Below are 16,362 nucleotides of genomic sequence, written 5' to 3' on the forward strand. Positions count from 1 at the left end.
CAAGTCGTCCAGATTCCGGTCGTCCGAGTCGTCCTTCCTCAGATCGTTCGGAGAGGACAGATCGACCAAGTCGACCAGACCGCTCTGATCGACCTGACAGGTCCTCTAGCTCAAGTCGCTCTGATCGTCCAAGCCGTCCGGATTCGAAGCGTCCAGATTTCAAACGTTCTGACAATAAGGGGAGAGGCCCTAGAGGTGCTGGCAAGTAAATACGACTCACTTTTGCTAGATCTCGATGGCGTTGTCTATCAAGGGTCAGAGGCGATTGTAAATGCGGTCGAGTCAATCAATAAGGCCGCAAGCCTCAGTATTCAGGTGGGCTACCTAACTAATAACTCTTCAAGGCGTGCAGAGACCATTGCCGATCAACTGATCGGTTTTGGAATTCAAGCTACTGCCGATCAAGTTGTGGGTTCGGCCAGCGCTGGCGTTATGTTGCTCGCTAAGAAAATCCCGTCGGGGGCAAAGGTGTTGGTAGTTGGTGGAGATGGCCTCAAGCACGCCGTGGCGGAGCAGGGTTTCGAAGTAGTCGACCACGCATCCCAGTCTCCGGCGGCCGTAATCCAAGGGTTTAGCCCTGACGTGTCCTGGAGAGAGCTGGCTCAGGCATCTTTCGCGATTCAAGGTGGGGCGATTTGGATCGCCACCAATCAGGATTGGACCGTCCCCGTTGAGCAAGGCATAGCCCCAGGAAATGGAACACTGGTGGGGGCTGTACATACCGCTGTCGGAATACTTCCGGAAATAGCCGGAAAGCCCTTCAGGCCAATATTTGATCAAGCACTCTTGCAGCTTGGAATCAAGAACCCACTTATGGTCGGTGATCGCTTGGATACCGACATTCGAGGCGCCAACAACTCGGGCCTGGATTCGGCTGTTGTTATGACTGGCATTGTGACTCGTAAGGAACTTTTGGCGGCGGGCAAAGAGGACCGACCCAAATTCATACTTCAGGATCTATCGGGGCTATTCGATGCCTACCAGGATCCAAAGACCACTAAAAGAGGAGCTAAGTCTGGTGACTCGACAGTCGAGCTTCTAGGGGATCGAGTAGTTATCGTTTCAGGAAACCCGCAGTCATTGGACACATTGAAGGCGGCTTGCCACGTAATCTGGACAAGCGGACGACCAATATATTCACTCGATGTCGACGCAAGCATCTACAGCTAGGACAAAAATGGCAACCGATAACTTAGACGTTCGATTACTCGAGATTGAGGGCTTGCCGATCGATGAGCAGGTTGAGGCTTTGGACCAAATAGTTCAAGAGCTAGAGAAGAATTTACTTTGAGTGAGCGCTTAGACATAGAGGTTGTAATCCGTGAGCTCGCTCGGTCCAGGTCGCAGGCCAGCGCTCTTATTACATCAGGGAGAATCAGCGTTAATGGTCGCCTGGCCAAGAAGCCCTCTAGCAAGATTGAGCCGGGGGACAAGGTTGAGCTAAGCGCGGGTATCGATTTTGTTTCCAGGGCTGGCCACAAGCTGGCTCATGCTCTCAGTGAGTTTGGCGTCGCCCCAGCGGGGCTATGCCTAGATGCCGGAGCGTCCACCGGTGGATTCACTCAAGTCCTTCTGGAAAATGGGGCTGAAAAGGTGCTCGCGGTTGACGTCGGTCACAACCAGTTAGCTGATTTCATCAGGGATGACCCCAGAGTCGTAAACCTGGAGGGGCAAAATCTTAGACATTTGACCAGCGAACAAGTAATTGCGGCAGTTGGCGAGACTCCGTTTTCACTAGTGGTGGTGGATTTGAGCTTTATTTCCCTAACACTCGTCACCCAAAAGCTTGCTGAGCTGGCGCCAACAGCGGAGCAGATTTGGCTGATCAAGCCTCAATTTGAAGTTGGAAAGCACTCGCTTAGTGCGACCGGCGTTGTGTCTAGCCGCAACGAACGCAAGCGAGCGGTGGAGCAGGTGCTTCGGGGAGCGAATGACGATGGCTTCTCAAGTCACGGGCTGATCGAATCCCCAATAAAAGGGACCAATGGCAACGTTGAGTATCTGTCTCTGATGAAATTTGAGGGGCTTGATTACGGGGTGGAGCAAATTATGGTGGACAAGCTTTTTTCTACTAAGTAGCCCGGATTCTTTTTTAGCTCAACGCTGTTGACAACTAGTACCTAATTTCACGAAGTAGTTACTAGTCTTAAGGGGTTCGAAAGGTTGCCAATGACTAGAAATGTTCTGGTGGTTTCCTCTGCAGAGTCTGCTGAGCAGCTGCAGAGAACGTTGGATGCGTGCTCGAGCCTTGAAGAACTTGGAATGAACTGCGTCTTTGCAGGCGAAGACATCGGAAGATTGCGGGCGCAATTTAGTAGCGCTCCGTCGGATAAAAGCCTATTCACAAATCAAGAGCTAGAGGTCGTCCTTGTTCTCGGCGGAGATGGCTCAATTCTTAGGGCGGCCGAATTGGCCAGAGCCCAAGACGCGCCTATTCTCGGAGTCAATTTGGGGCACATTGGCTTTATGGCGGAGGCCGAGGTAGATGACCTTACTGACGTGCTTACGGCGATTTCAAACAAAAACTACACGGTTGGGCATCGAGTAGCACTGGAAGTAAAGGTTTTTCAGGATTCTGAGCTCGTATTCGAGAGCTGGGCGCTCAATGAAGTTTCGGTTGAGAAGAGTTCACGCGAACGCATGCTCGAGGTTGTTGTCGAGGTAGATTCCAGACCGGTTTCGTCGTTCGGTTGCGACGGTGTTTTAGTCAGCACTCCCACGGGATCAACCGCCTACGCCTTTAGCGCCGGTGGCCCGGTTATTTGGCCGGATGTGCAGGCGATGATGCTTGTCCCGATCTCCGCTCACGCTTTATTCGCCAGACCGCTTGTCGTGGCGCCGGATTCGGAGCTTGCGATCGAGGTTCTTAGACGCTCTCCTGGCGCGGGGGTTATCTGGTGTGACGGCAGAAGGGCCACGGACCTTGGTCCCGGCTCGAGAATTGAAGTCAAGAAAAGCCCCAAGTCAATTCCAATGGCGATCTTGACCGACGCTCCATTCAGCGACAGGTTGGTTAGAAAATTTGCGCTCCCGGTAACCGGGTGGCGAGGTCCGGAGGCAACTGCGTGATCGCTAGTCTCGGTATTCGAAACATCGGAGTTATTAGCTCTGCGAACCTTGAATTCGGCCCTGGGTTTACCGCCCTCACCGGTGAAACTGGCGCTGGTAAGACCATGGTGCTGACGGCTTTGGGTTTGCTATTAGGAACAAGGGCCGATTCCTCAACCGTGCGACGAGGGAGCCAGCAACTCTTGGTTGAGGGCAGGATCTTCTGCTCAAATCCGGAGCTACTAACCAGGCTCCAAGAGCTCGGCTGCGATACAGCCGAGAATGAGATTTTAATTAATCGCACCGTGTCGAGTGATGGAAGATCTAGAGCGGCGATTGGTGGCGCTGCAGTGCCAGTTTCAGTGCTCGAGGAAGTAACGAGCGAGCTTGTGACCATTCACGGCCAGAGCGAACAGATTCGCTTGAGAGCGCCGGCCAAGCAACGAGAAGCGTTGGACTCTTTTGGGGGCTCAGGGTTAGCTGCAACGAAAGCTGCATACTTGGGAGTCTTTAGGGGGTTCCAAGAGCTTCGTTCTCGCATTGAAAGAATGCGATCGGCTTCCGAGACGGACGAGCTAAAACTCAACGCATTACGTTTGAAAATTTCGGACATAGCAGGGCTCGAGTCTCAAGTTGGAGAATTCACTGAGGTCGAGGACCAAATTAACAGGCTTTCAAATGTTGAGTCACTGCGGTCCGCTGCAACCAAGGCTCACGATGCTCTTAGTAGCGAAGATGGAGCTGATGCCACGGAGTTTTTGGCACAGGCCTCCAAGTCGCTTGAGAGTACCAGCGATCCAGACCTAAAGAAGCTGGCCAAGCAGCTATCAGATCTTACTTCCTTGGCCGGAGATGTTTCGGGTGAGTTATCCAGTTACTTGGCTGATCTAGATGCTGATCCTCAAGTCCTCGATCGGTTACTTGGGAGAAAGGCCGAGCTCGTAGCAATCGAAAGAAGATACGGTGTGCCCATTGACGAGCTTCTGAGTGACCTTCCTCGGTTGCAGTCGGACGCACTTGACTTGGACTCGTCGGATGAACAGATTGAAAAACTCGAGACGGAGTTCCGGGAACTGGAGTCGAAGCTTCAATCTCACGCTTCGACATTGACTGCTGAACGAATAGCTGCAGGATCATTGCTGTCGAGTCGAGTCTCGGAGGAGCTCGCACAGCTAGCAATGTCAGGTGCACGTCTGGAAATTAGTGTCACCCCTGGTTCTGACTTTGATGTTCACGGTGCCGACAAGATTGAATTTTTACTAGCTGCGCACTCGGGCGCTGACCCACGACCCCTTAGCAAGGGCGCGTCGGGCGGTGAGCTTTCCAGAATAATGCTTGCGATCGAGCTGGTATTGGTAGCCGGTCAACAGTTACCCACCATGATTTTTGACGAGGTCGACGCTGGAGTTGGCGGTCAGGCAGCGGTTGAGCTTGGAAGAAGACTAAAGAAACTCGCGGAGTCCACCCAGGTGATAGTTGTTACCCACCTTCCGCAGGTTGCTGCGTTTGCTGACAGGCAAATTCGCGTGTCTAAGGATGTTTCGGGTGAAATCACCGAGTCATCCGTGGAGCTGCTTAGTGACACCGAGCGACAGACTGAGCTTGCACGAATGCTCTCCGGCAACCCGGATTCCGAGGTCGCGCTGGAGCACGCCAAAGAATTATTAGATTCTGCAAGGTAATTTTCTGTGTCGCGCTACTTCTTCGCGGTTCAACTGATAGATTGAAGTTCCATGGCCGAACGCTCTGGAACCCCCAAACATATCTTTGTAACCGGTGGAGTCGCATCCTCATTAGGCAAGGGATTAACCGCAGCCTCACTGGGTAATCTTCTTCGGGCTCGCGGTGTTTCGGTTGTGATGCAGAAGCTTGATCCATACCTAAATGTTGATCCCGGAACAATGAACCCGTTTCAGCACGGTGAAGTGTTCGTGACGGATGATGGCGCGGAAACCGATCTTGACATCGGGCACTACGAGCGCTTTCTAGACATAAATCTGGATGCAGCAGCCAATGTGACCACCGGTCAGGCCTACTCGACCGTGATCGCCAAAGAGCGAGCCGGAGAATACCTAGGCGACACAGTTCAAGTAATTCCACATATCACCGACGAGCTGAAACGGCGAATGCGACTTCAGGCAACACTGGAGCCAGTTCCCGATGTAATCATCACCGAAATTGGTGGAACAGTCGGTGACATTGAGTCCCAACCTTTCATGGAAGCGGCCAGGCAGATAAAGCAAGATGTAGGGCGCGACAACGTATTTTTCGTGCACGTAACGCTGGTTCCTTTTCTAAAGCCATCCGGTGAGCTAAAAACCAAACCAACTCAGCACTCTGTGGCGATGCTTCGATCACTTGGAATTCAGCCGGATGCGATTGTCTGCCGGTCGGACCGAGAATTACCGGATGCAATCAAGAGCAAGATTTCTCAAATGTGTGACGTGGACAGAGAGGCAGTTGTTACTGCCGCCGACGCGTCATCAATTTATGACATACCTCAGGTCCTTCATGACGAGGGTCTAGATAGCTACATAATCAAGTCCCTAAGGCTTGAGACCAGCGAAGTTGACTGGACCAATTGGGAACCGGTTACTGAGGCTGTGCATCGACCAAAGCACGAGGTGAACATTGCGTTAGTTGGAAAATACATAGATCTTCCTGACGCTTATCTATCTGTCACCGAAGCTCTCCGTGCCGGTGGATTTGCCGAACTTACGAAGGTAAATATTCATTGGGTTCGATCCGATGACTGCGAGACTGAGCAGGGAGCCCTGAATAACTTAGGTGAAATGGACGCCATTTGCGTTCCAGGTGGTTTTGGAGTTCGCGGCATTGAGGGGAAGCTTGGTGCCTTGAGGTTTGCTAGAGAAAATCAAATTCCAACTCTGGGTCTATGTCTTGGATTGCAGTGCATGGTCATTGAGTTTGCCAGGAACGTTGCAGGCATTACCGATGCAACCTCGAGTGAATTTGATCCCGAAGGTAAGAATCCTGTTATCGCCACCATGGCCGAGCAGGTAGACAAGATTGCGTCTTCCAACCTCGGTGGCACGATGCGACTTGGCCTCTATGAGGCCAACTTGTTGCCGGGCTCAGTTGTTTCTAAAACCTACGGTTCTGACTTAGCCAGTGAGCGGCACCGACATCGCTACGAGGTTAACAACTCTTACCGCGAGCAACTTGCCAACGCTGGACTAGTTTTTTCCGGTACATCAGAAAAGGACAGCCTCGTTGAGTACGTGGAGCTTCCGGCAGATGTTCACCCGTATTACGTCTCCACGCAAGCTCACCCGGAATTCAAGTCACGACCAACAAGGCCGAATCCGCTGTTTCACGGTTTAGTGAAGGCTGCTCTAGTAAGACAGCAGCAGCAGCGCCTCTTTGAAGAAAGCTAACTACTTGTGTTGCCGATAGATATTTATCTCCGGCACCTCAGCGTTGAGCGAGGTCTGAGCAAGAACACCTTGAGCGCGTACAAGAGCGATTTGGGCATTTACTTTAGTTTTCTGGAATCTAACTCTTTGACTGAACTTACAGTTTCTGCCCCAGAGCTTGTTGATTTTTCAGCATCACTGAATGCTGCTGGGTATAAAGCCACGAGCATCTCCAGGATTTTGGCAGCCGTGAGGGGTTTTCATAAATTTCTAGTTCTTGAGGACAAGAGGCTAGATGACCCAACAAGCAAGCTTCGACCACCAAAGCTTGCCTTCAGGCTCCCCAAGGCCCTAAGTCAGCAGCAGGTTTTGGATCTATTGACTGCGGCAGGCCCAGAGCCGGAGGAAAAGTCAACGGATCTCCTTAGGCTGCGAGATCGCGCGATTCTGGAGCTGATGTATTCAACTGGCGCCAGGGTGAGTGAGGTCGTGGGTCTAGATCTTGATGAGATTGATGATTCTGGCCTTATTCGCGTCCGTGGCAAAGGCTCGAAAGAGCGAGTCGTTCCGCTGGGTGGTTTTGCCATGCGTTCCCTCCAGGCTTATCTGGTTCGAACTAGGCCTTACTTGGCTGAAAAGGGTGGCGATAACGCGCTTTTTCTCAACGGCCGGGGCACCAGGCTTAGCAGGCAGAGCATTTGGGCAATAATCCAAAAGGCCGGCAAGGCCTGCGACTTGGAAGTTTCCCCGCATTCGCTCAGGCATTCGTTCGCGACTCATCTGATAGAAGGTGGTGCGGATGTGAGGGTGGTTCAAGAGCTCCTGGGACACGCCTCGGTTGCCACTACTCAGATTTACACATTAATGACCGTGGACACACTTCGCGAGGTCTATCTTGGCGCTCACCCTCGCGCTCGGCGGTAGGCTAGTGCAAAGATAATTTGGAGGTTTGGGTGAATTTGTCAAACAAGGCTTTCCCCGTTCCGGGAAACCTAAAGCAGCACGGTCCCGCGCGCATTATTGCAATGTGCAACCAAAAAGGTGGAGTTGGTAAAACAACAACCACCATTAATCTTGCGGCGGCTCTGGCAGAGTACGGCCGGAAAATACTCGTTGTTGATTTCGACCCTCAGGGGGCCTTGTCGGTCAACCTTGACGCGGACTATCAGGACGCGACAACCATTTACGATCTTCTAATGGATTCGACCTTGGACCCGGTGGCTGCCATCCAGAAAACATCCATGGAAAACCTCGATATCATTCCGGCGAACATTGATCTGTCGGCTGCCGAGATGAATCTTGTCACGGAGATGGGCCGGGAGCGTGTCCTGGACGGCATCTTGAAGAAAGTTAAAAACGACTACGACATAATCTTTATTGACTGCCAGCCATCACTTGGCTTGCTTACCGTGAACGCTCTGACCGCGGCCCACGGGGTCTTAATACCCATGGCTACTGAATTCTTTGCGCTTCGAGGGGTAGCTTTATTGGTTCAAACGATCGACAAGGTCAAAGCAAGAACCAACCCGGCCTTGGAGCTAGATGGTCTTATTCCGACGATGCACGATGCAAGGACTCTTCACGCCCGTGAGGTGCTAGCCCGATTGCAAGAGGCGTTTCCAACACTTGTTTTTGACACCGCCATTGCCAGAACCGTTAAGTTTCCGGATGCAACTGTCGCCCGCAAACCGATTACCCAATTCGCGCCGAATTCAGCTGCCGCAGAGTCTTATCGCAGGGTTGCAAGGGAGCTGGTGAAACGTGGCAGCGCAGCTTGAATCAGAGGTCGACTTCCAGCTTCACCTTGATAATTTTGAGGGTCCGTTTGACCTGCTGCTGAACCTAATCGGTAAGCACGAGCTCGACATTTCCCAAATTGCCCTAGCGCGGGTCACCGATGAATTCCTAAAGTATGTAAAGCAGCTTGATAGCAAGCAGGAGATCGAAAGCGCCTCTGAATTCTTAGTCGTGGCTGCAACGCTCTTGGACATGAAAATCGTGAGTTTGCTGCCCCAGAGTCAGGCAGTCGACTCAGAGGACATTGCAGCCCTAGAGGCAAGAGATCTGCTATTTGCCCGATTGCTTCAATACCGAGCATTCAAGGAGATTTCCTCCTGGTTTAGCACTTCCCTAGAGCTCGAATCGGTTCGCATTGCCCGTGAAGTCAGGCTCGAGGAAACCTATCGAAACCTGCGGCCAGAATTGGTCTGGAGCACTGACCTGGAGCAGTTTTCTCAGCTGGCTCAGCTGGCATTTGTTCCAAAAGAAATACCTGGCGTTGGCTTGACTCATTTACATGCCCCGAAAATAAGCATTCGCGAGCAGGTTGGGATTTTGGTTTCGAGGCTACGAAAGACCAAGCGCCTTAGTTTTCGGGAGCTGATAGTCGACAGTAAGGACCGCGGCGAATTTGTCGCGCGCTTTTTGGGAGTGCTTGAGCTATACAGAGTTGGGGCAATTTCCATTGAGCAGGCAGGGCCGTTTTCTGATTTCACGGTAATTTGGGAAAACAGTAACTTTAGCGATGAAACTCTAGCTAGTTTAGGCACTGACTATGAGAGCTAATAATGAGAAATGACTTCGAACTGCGCGCGGGACTAGAGGCACTTCTTGTGGTGGCTGAAACGCCCCTAAACCTAATAACTCTTGCCGGAGCCCTTGAGGCACCGATCGGTGAGGTAAAAAAGGAGATTGACGCCCTCGTTGCAGACTACGAAGGCGCTCACGAGGGTGCCGGTCGAGGTTTTGAACTTCGAGAAGTAGGTGGCGGATGGCGTATTTATGTTCGCCAGACTCACGATTGGGCTGTCAGGCAATTGGTTGCCAATGAAAACCCGTCGAAGCTTAGCCATGCCGCCATGGAAACCCTGTCGGTGATCGCTTATCGACAGCCAATTTCTCGTGGTCAGGTATCCTCGATTAGGGGAGTAAACGTTGATTCAGTGGTGCGGACGCTGATCTCAAGGGGTTTGGTTACCGAGCTTTACACCGATTTAGACACCGGTGCCGCAATGTTTGGAACGACTCAGATGCTGTTAGAGGTATTGGGCATCAATTCACTAGATGAGCTTCCAGCAATTAGCCCCTACCTCCCAGATCAGGATGGCATTGAGTAATCGAGAAGATCAGCAAGAAGATAAGCCCGAAGGTATAAGGCTTCAAAAAGCCCTTTCCGCGGCTGGAATTGCATCCAGGCGTGCCTCTGAGGACCTAATCGTCAAGGGACGAGTGAAGGTCAATGGCAAAGTTGTGACTGAGCTCGGGAGCCGCGTGCGGCCTCTGGAGGACAATGTAGAGGTTGATCACAAGCCAGTTCAGATGGACCCGGATCGGGTGTACTACGCATTCCATAAGCCCAGAGGCGTTGTTTCCACGATGTCAGATGAAAACGGCCGAAACTGCCTGGCAGATTACTTTATCGGCATGGATCGGGTGTTTAACGTCGGCAGATTAGACGCCGAAACTACCGGCTTGATTCTTATGACCAATGATGGCGAACTTGCTAACCAGCTTGCACACCCAAGCTACGAAGTCGAGAAGCTTTACGTCGCCAAAGTCAAGGGAGTGCTTGGCAGGGTTGAAATGCAAAAGCTAAAAGATGGTGTCCGTTTAGAGGATGGGCTTGCAAAGCCAGATAGCGTCAAGATTCTTGATCAGAACGAAACCTCCACGCTTTTGGAGCTAGTTATGCACTCGGGCAAAAACCGCATAGTTAGGCGCATGATGGAGGCACTCGGCCATCCAGTCTTGGACCTAACCCGGAAGAGCTTTGGGCCGCTAAGGCTGGCTAACACTAAGGTCGGGCAGTTCCGAGAGCTTAGTAAGCTTGAGGTTGGTTCGCTGATGAAGGTTGGTCAGGACGGCGAGAAGTCAAGGAGGCGCTAATGGCAGTTCGTGCGATTAGGGGCGCCATCCAAATTGACGCAGACGATAGAAGCAATCTGTTGCAAGCCACGGCCGAACTTGTGACCAAGGTCATGCATGCCAATTCTCTTGAGAGCGCGGACTTGATCTCAGTTTGGTTCACAGCAACCCCGGATGTGACAAGCGAGTTTCCAGCGGTAGCAGCTAGAGAGCTTGGGCTCGGGGATGTTCCTCTGATGTGCAGCGTAGAGATGAACGTCGCTGGAGCTTTACCAAGAATCATTCGATTGATGATGCACGTTGAGACCAAGACTGCACGCTCTCAAATCCAACATGTTTACCTCAGAGGCGCGCAAGCTCTAAGAAAAGATTTAGCGCAGTGAACAAAGCGATCAAAATTGTTGGGGCTGGTCTCATTGGCACCAGCCTTGGACTAGCGCTGGCCCGAAAAGGCGTGGTTGCTTCCTTGAGTGACCACTCGAAGACAAACCTTAGCTTGGCCATCGAATATGGTGCGGGCGTTGAATCTTCTGTTGAGCCAGATCTTGTAATTGTGTGTGTGCCGCCAGACCTGACTGCAAAGGTTATTTGCGAGCAACTTGAAAGCCACAAAAATGCCGTGGTAACCGACGTGGCAAGCGTGAAGGTGTCGATTGCCAAGGAGGTGGAACTTCTATCAGGGTCAGACTCTGCTCGCTACATAGGATCTCACCCAATGGCAGGCAGAGAAACCGCTGGCCCGAAGGGTGCAAGAGCGGACCTGTTCTTTGCTAGGCCTTGGGTGATTACCCCTAACGAGTCTTCTTCTAGCACGCAGCTGGAGCTCGTGACTGAACTTGCGCTAATGCTCGATGCGCTGCCGGTTGTGATGTCTGCGCAAGAACACGATAATTCGGTCGCTTTGGTCTCACACTTGCCTCAGCTGGTGTCATCGGCGCTCGCAGCTAGGCTTTCGAGCGGATCAACTGCAGACCTAAACCTGGCAGGTCAAGGCCTTCGAGACACCACTCGGATAGCTGCTAGCGACCCGGATTTATGGATGCAGATTTTGAGTCAAAATTCAGCCTCAATCGGCCCGCTACTTTTGGAATTTAGTAAAGATATCAACGCCCTGGTGGAATCGTTTCAGAAGTCTGAAGACTCTAGTTCTCTTGCGGTTATTCATTCGCTGCTGGCTGCTGGAAACCAGGGGGTTTCGTCGATTCCAGGTAAGCACGGCGGAAAGTATCTTGAATACAAAACTGTCACGGCACTGATTGACGATTCACCCGGTGCTCTTGCAGCGCTCCTGACATTCGTGGGTGAAATCGGTGTGAACCTGGAGGACATAAAGCTTGAGCACTCACCGGGAGCGGCAATTGGCCTAGTGGAGATGCAAGTCCTGCCTGCAATTCAGGAAAAGTTGATGGCACAGCTTGTGCAAAACGGATGGCGGTTGGCCTAATGGCCGAAGTGATAATTGCCGTTGATGGACCTGCCGGTTCTGGTAAGTCGAGCGTCTCAAAGGCCGCTGCTCGGGAGCTGGGCTTTGGGTATCTAGACACCGGAGCTGGCTATAGGGCATTTGCAATCCACAAATCAAACTTTCCAGACTTGGAACTAGCTCAATTGATTCAGAACTTTGACTATTCGATTTCAATCGACCCAGACAATGAGCTAGTCATGCTTTCAGGTGTTGATGTGACCGCAGAAATCAGGACTGCGGCGGTATCAGAGGCTGTGAGCTTCGTTGCAAAAGAGCAATTGGTTAGAAACCTGCAGCTTCAGGATGCCAGGAAAAGAATTACGGACTGCCCAAACCGGGGCATCATCGTCGAGGGACGCGACATAACGACCGTGGTAGCGCCCGAGGCAATATTAAAAGTTCTGCTAACTGCAAGCCCAAGCGTTAGGCTAGAGCGCCGGGGCTTAGATAAAACTGAGCCCGCTGGCAATATCCTCAAGCGAGATTTATCTGATGGTCAAATTGTTGACTTTATAACCCCAGGTGAGGGTGTCAGTTTGCTGGATACAACCGAGATGGATTTTCAAAGCAGCATTGCTGCGTTGGTAAAAATGATTAGGGACGTGAATAAGTGAGCGATGCGGACAACTTAGACGAGGCCAAGACTGGCCTTCTAAAGGACGAGCTCGTCGACTACGAGCTGGATCAAGACGACATTGGTCTTCTGGATCTTGAATTAGCCGACAGCCCAGAAGAGGGCTTTCACACCGCCCCTCCAGTTCTTGCAATCGTGGGACGGCCAAATGTTGGCAAATCCGCCCTGGTTAACAGAATCTTGGGCCGGCGAGAAGCAGTTGTTGAGGACAAGCCAGGCGTTACTCGAGATCGAGTTTCCTATAAGGCTGAATGGAACGGCAAGCCAATAACTCTTGTCGACACCGGTGGCTGGGAGATTGACGCCAAGGGTATCGATTTAGCGGTGGCAGCTCAGGCTGAAGTCGCCGTAGAGCTATCCGACGGCGTTTTGTTCATTGTGGATGCAATGGTCGGTCCGACTGCTTCTGATGAGCGAGTAGTTCAAATGTTGCGCGCAAGCGGCAAGCCGGTGATTTTGGTAGCCAACAAGATTGACGACCTGCACCTCGAGCCAGAGGCAGCAAGTCTGTGGTCACTAGGACTGGGGGAGCCCTTCCCGGTTTCCGCCCTCCACGGTCGCGGAGTTGCAGACTTGCTAGATGCTGCTCTAAAGATGCTTCCCGAGAAATCCGAAGTTGCCGAAGAAGAATATTCTGGTCCAAGACGAGTCGCACTCATCGGTCGCCCGAACGTTGGCAAGAGCTCGTTGCTAAACAAGGCAACCGGAACCAACCGTGCAGTCGTGAACGAATTAGCTGGGACCACTCGCGATCCAATTGACGAGCAGGTCGAAATTGCCGGAAAGACTTGGCGCTTTGTTGACACCGCCGGTATTCGCAAGAAGCTTCACAAAGCACAGGGCGCGGATTTCTACGCGGCTCTGAGAACTGCTGCAGCGCTCGAGCGCTCAGAAGTTGCTGTCGTGTTGTTTGATGTCACACAGCCGATCAGCGAGGCCGATGTCAGAATCGTTCAGTTGGGCTTGGAATCAGGTCGCGCACTGGTTTTGGCTTTCAATAAATGGGACTCACTTGATGATGAGCGCCGCATGTATCTTGAGAAAGAAATTGAATCAGATTTGGCTCACGTTGACTGGGCGCCGAGAGTAAACCTGTCGGCTTTGACCGGTAGGCACTTGGAGAAACTAGTTCCAGCCCTAGAGGTTGCCTTAGAGTCTTGGGACAAACGAGTACCAACCGGTAAGTTCAATGCTTTCTTGCAAGAGATTCAGGCTTCCAATCCTCACCCAATCAGGGGCGGCAAGCAGCCGAGGATCCTGTTTGGCACCCAGGCCGCAGCCAGACCACCAAAGTTTGTTGTGTTTTCTACCGGTTTCTTGGAGGCCGGCTACCGAAGGTTCATTATTCGTAAGCTCCGCGAAACTTATGGCTTTGAGGGCTCTCCGGTTGAGCTTGGCGTAAGGGTCAGAGAGCGCCGTAAAAGGCTTCGCTAGTGAAACCTTCGCTGTTTGCCGGTAATGCCCTAAGGGGCATGCTCATTGGCACGGCCGAGGTAATTCCGGGAGTTTCCGGTGGGACAGTTGCGCTCATAGTCGGCGTTTACGATCACATCATCAACGGCATTTCTCACCTGGTTCGAGCCGTCGGATTTTTACTCCGCGGCAAGCCTAAAGATGCCGGCAAGCAATTTCGCAAAATCAAATTCACGATTTTGCTTCCGATATTATTCGGAATGATTCTGGCGATCCTTACGACCGCGTCGATTTTGGAACCACTGCTAGTTGCGGAACCCGAAATCGTCCGTGCCGCGTTCGCGGGCATGCTTATAGCTTCGCTTTATGTTCCGTTGCGACTCATTGGCAAAAGCTTTCGGTCAATTCACTTGGCCATTCTGATTCTTGGGGCGATAGCCGCTTTTTGGCTAACTTCGCTGCCAAACGCGGGCCTTGACAGCCCTGTTGCCTGGCAGATTGTGCTGTTTGCAGGCTTGGCTGTCTGCGCACTAGTTCTGCCGGGTGTTTCCGGGTCTTTTTTCTTGCTGGCGGTGGGCATGTATGGGCCAACTATTGCAGCGGTAAACAACCGAGACCTTGGATACCTGGGTCTGTTTGTTATTGGCGCAATTATCGGCCTTCTGAGTTTTGCGATGGTTATGAAATGGTTCCTGGATAACTACCGCGCTCTAACTCTGAGCTTGATGATTGGCCTGATGATCGGATCGCTACGAGCACTGTGGCCATGGCAAGACGATTACCGCGAGCCTCTAGGTATCACGGACCCGACTGGACCAGTGATTGCACTATTGCTGGGAGCTGGGGTTGTTGCTCTAACAATTGGCCTGGAGCGGTATCTCAGGAGCAGATCCACCCAATAGACTCGGGCCTGTTGTCTATCGGCAACGGGCTGTAGCGCAGCTTGGTAGCGCACTTGTCTGGGGGACAAGGGGTCGCGGGTTCAAATCCCGCCAGCCCGACGGCGTGTTGAGTTAATGGCTGTCGATGTTTCCACTGTTGCAGCCTAAAGCGCCAGTTAGAGCCTAAGCACGACCTATCAATGCGGTTAACCCCACTAAAACGCCGCCGCCAAAAATGGGTGGGCTATTTTCGTGACATGCCTGCAGTCACCAGAGGCATTTCAGACACGGGAAGACCTCGCTCATGAAATTGTTTCCGAAGATTTTGACTGTTGCCACCTCGGTACTGCTTGCGGCTGGCTCCCTTGCTGCGTCGGCAGAAAACATAATCAGTCAGCTGGGTAGCGACATCGACGGCGAAGCCACAGATGACAACTCTGGCAGTTCAGTATCCCTCAGCAGCGACGGCACAAGGGTCGCTATTGGTGCGCGCGACAACGACGGAGGAGGCAGCAACTCTGGTCATGTCAGGATCTACGACTGGACCGACGGTGCTTGGGCTCAGGCTGGTAGCGACATCGACGGCGAAGCCGCAGGTGACGGCTTTTGGACATCAGTATCCCTCAGCAGCGACGGCACAAGGGTCGCTATTGGTGCAACCAACAACGACGGCACCGGCAGCAATGCCGGTCATGTCAGGGTCTACGACTGGACCAACGGCGCTTGGGTTCAGGCTGGTAGCGACATCGACGGCGAAGCCGCAGGTGACCTCTTTGGCGCATCAGTATCCCTCAGCAGCGACGGCACAAGGGTCGCTATTGGTGCGCCCTACAATGACGAAAATGGCATCAACTCTGGTCATGTCAGGATCTACGACTGGACCGACGGTGCTTGGGTTCAGGCTGGTAGCGACATCGACGGCGAAGCCGCAAATGACTACTCTGGCTCGTCAGTATCCCTCGTCAGCGACGGCACAAGGGTCGCTATTGGTGCACAGGGCAACGACGGAGGAGGCGACGGCTCCGGTCATGTCAGGATCTACGACTGGAACGGCACAGCTTGGGTTCAGTTTGGTAGCGACATCGACGGCGAAGCCGCAAATGACTCCTCCGGCATGTCAGTGGCATTTTCTTGTCTACCGATTGGGGTATGTGTTGTTGCTATCGGCGCGCCCTACAATGACGGCGGTGCCAACGGTGCCGGTCATGTAAGGACCTATGTCCTCCTGAGTGACGCAGTAATTCATTTCGGTGGTGACATTGACGGCAAATACGCAGGTGACAACTCTGGCTGGTCAGTAGACATCGGTTATCGAGATGGCTATATTAGGGTCGCTATCGGCCAGATCCAAAATCTCAACCCCGGTTCGGTGGCGTTTTATGACTATTTTTTGGGAGGAGAATCTGAGGTCGAACCTGAATGGGTTCGGGTTGGCAGTTACATTGGCGGCGAAGGCGATAATGACAAATCCGGCTCGTCAGTATCTCTCAGCGGAACCGGGTCAAGGGTTGCTATCGGAGCACCCGACAACGACGGAGGAGGCAGCAACTCTGGTCATGTCAGGATCTATTCGATGTCGGGACTGCAGCCAAGCTCGGACGCCAGCCCTAGCGCCAGCGCAAGCCCTAGCGCCAGCGCAAGCCCTAGCGCCAGCGCAAGCCCTAGCGCCAGCCCAAGCCC

16 protein-coding genes and 1 tRNA gene are annotated in these 16,362 nt (G+C 52.6%); all 17 read left to right on the top strand.

Features of this window, described 5'->3' with window-relative positions:
• Window positions 1-195: 195 nt before the first annotated feature.
• A complete protein-coding gene (locus IMCC13023_RS06835; protein WP_007542698.1) occupies window positions 196-1,170 on the top strand; it encodes an HAD-IIA family hydrolase in 975 nt (324 codons plus the stop codon).
• Between the two features lie 117 nt (window positions 1,171-1,287).
• Window positions 1,288-2,079 (top strand): TlyA family RNA methyltransferase, encoded by a 792-nt coding sequence (locus IMCC13023_RS06840; protein WP_007542703.1) that lies wholly within the window; start codon window positions 1,288-1,290, stop codon window positions 2,077-2,079.
• 90 nt (window positions 2,080-2,169) lie between these two features.
• The gene (locus tag IMCC13023_RS06845; RefSeq protein ID WP_007542705.1) at window positions 2,170-3,069 is read left to right on the top strand and encodes an NAD kinase; all 900 of its coding nucleotides are present in this window, start codon (window positions 2,170-2,172) and stop codon (window positions 3,067-3,069) included.
• The gene (gene recN / locus IMCC13023_RS06850; protein WP_040325605.1) at window positions 3,066-4,730 is read left to right on the top strand and encodes a DNA repair protein RecN; all 1,665 of its coding nucleotides are present in this window, start codon (window positions 3,066-3,068) and stop codon (window positions 4,728-4,730) included. The genes IMCC13023_RS06845 and recN overlap by 4 nt, the downstream gene beginning before the upstream one ends.
• A 51-nt stretch (window positions 4,731-4,781) precedes the next feature.
• Entirely contained in the window at window positions 4,782-6,446 is a 1,665-nt protein-coding gene (gene pyrG / locus IMCC13023_RS06855; protein WP_007542709.1) for a CTP synthase, read from the top strand.
• A 6-nt stretch (window positions 6,447-6,452) separates the two neighbouring features.
• On the top strand, window positions 6,453-7,349 hold the full coding sequence (locus IMCC13023_RS06860) for a site-specific tyrosine recombinase XerD (RefSeq protein WP_007542711.1): 897 nt from the start codon (window positions 6,453-6,455) through the stop codon (window positions 7,347-7,349).
• Window positions 7,350-7,378: 29 nt separating this feature from the next.
• Window positions 7,379-8,203: a ParA family protein gene (locus tag IMCC13023_RS06865; protein WP_249859750.1), complete on the top strand. Its 825-nt coding sequence runs from the start codon at window positions 7,379-7,381 to the stop codon at window positions 8,201-8,203.
• Entirely contained in the window at window positions 8,187-8,990 is an 804-nt protein-coding gene (locus tag IMCC13023_RS06870) for a segregation and condensation protein A (RefSeq protein ID WP_007542715.1), read from the top strand. The genes IMCC13023_RS06865 and IMCC13023_RS06870 overlap by 17 nt, the downstream gene beginning before the upstream one ends.
• A gap of 2 nt (window positions 8,991-8,992) precedes the next feature.
• Window positions 8,993-9,541 carry an SMC-Scp complex subunit ScpB gene (scpB, locus tag IMCC13023_RS06875; RefSeq protein ID WP_007542717.1) on the top strand — a complete coding sequence of 183 codons (549 nt, stop codon included), beginning with the start codon at window positions 8,993-8,995 and terminating at the stop codon, window positions 9,539-9,541.
• Window positions 9,528-10,310, top strand: a complete 783-nt coding sequence (locus IMCC13023_RS06880; protein WP_007542719.1) for a pseudouridine synthase — start codon at window positions 9,528-9,530, stop codon at window positions 10,308-10,310. The genes scpB and IMCC13023_RS06880 overlap by 14 nt, the downstream gene beginning before the upstream one ends.
• Entirely contained in the window at window positions 10,310-10,672 is a 363-nt protein-coding gene (gene aroH / locus IMCC13023_RS06885) for a chorismate mutase (protein ID WP_007542721.1), read from the top strand. Before IMCC13023_RS06880 ends, aroH begins: the two co-directional genes overlap by 1 nt.
• Entirely contained in the window at window positions 10,669-11,733 is a 1,065-nt protein-coding gene (locus IMCC13023_RS06890) for a prephenate dehydrogenase (protein WP_007542723.1), read from the top strand. The genes aroH and IMCC13023_RS06890 overlap by 4 nt, the downstream gene beginning before the upstream one ends.
• Entirely contained in the window at window positions 11,733-12,368 is a 636-nt protein-coding gene (gene cmk / locus IMCC13023_RS06895; RefSeq protein WP_040325614.1) for a (d)CMP kinase, read from the top strand. Before IMCC13023_RS06890 ends, cmk begins: the two co-directional genes overlap by 1 nt.
• Window positions 12,365-13,822: a ribosome biogenesis GTPase Der gene (gene der, locus IMCC13023_RS06900; protein ID WP_007542727.1), complete on the top strand. Its 1,458-nt coding sequence runs from the start codon at window positions 12,365-12,367 to the stop codon at window positions 13,820-13,822. Before cmk ends, der begins: the two co-directional genes overlap by 4 nt.
• The gene (locus IMCC13023_RS06905; protein WP_007542729.1) at window positions 13,822-14,703 is read left to right on the top strand and encodes a DUF368 domain-containing protein; all 882 of its coding nucleotides are present in this window, start codon (window positions 13,822-13,824) and stop codon (window positions 14,701-14,703) included. The genes der and IMCC13023_RS06905 overlap by 1 nt, the downstream gene beginning before the upstream one ends.
• 25 nt (window positions 14,704-14,728) lie before the next feature.
• A tRNA-Pro gene (locus IMCC13023_RS06910) sits at window positions 14,729-14,802 on the top strand.
• A gap of 184 nt (window positions 14,803-14,986) precedes the next feature.
• Window positions 14,987-16,362, top strand: a 1,376-nt coding sequence (locus tag IMCC13023_RS06915; RefSeq protein ID WP_040325610.1) for a WD40 repeat domain-containing protein, incomplete at its 3' end; no start/stop codon positions are given.

The organism is Candidatus Aquiluna sp. IMCC13023 (assembly GCF_000257665.1).
Lineage (GTDB): Bacteria > Actinomycetota > Actinomycetes > Actinomycetales > Microbacteriaceae > Aquiluna.

What these genes read in the sequence shown, in the direction of transcription:
- IMCC13023_RS06845 (WP_007542705.1), top strand. Translation starts at nt 2,170, where the DNA reads ATGACTAGAAATGTTCTGGTGGTTTCCTCTGCAGAGTCTGCTGAGCAG.
- pyrG (WP_007542709.1), top strand. Translation starts at nt 4,782, where the DNA reads ATGGCCGAACGCTCTGGAACCCCCAAACATATCTTTGTAACCGGTGGA.
- scpB (WP_007542717.1), top strand. Translation starts at nt 8,993, where the DNA reads ATGAGAAATGACTTCGAACTGCGCGCGGGACTAGAGGCACTTCTTGTG.
- IMCC13023_RS06880 (WP_007542719.1), top strand. Translation starts at nt 9,528, where the DNA reads ATGGCATTGAGTAATCGAGAAGATCAGCAAGAAGATAAGCCCGAAGGT.
- aroH (WP_007542721.1), top strand. Translation starts at nt 10,310, where the DNA reads ATGGCAGTTCGTGCGATTAGGGGCGCCATCCAAATTGACGCAGACGAT.
- cmk (WP_040325614.1), top strand. Translation starts at nt 11,733, where the DNA reads ATGGCCGAAGTGATAATTGCCGTTGATGGACCTGCCGGTTCTGGTAAG.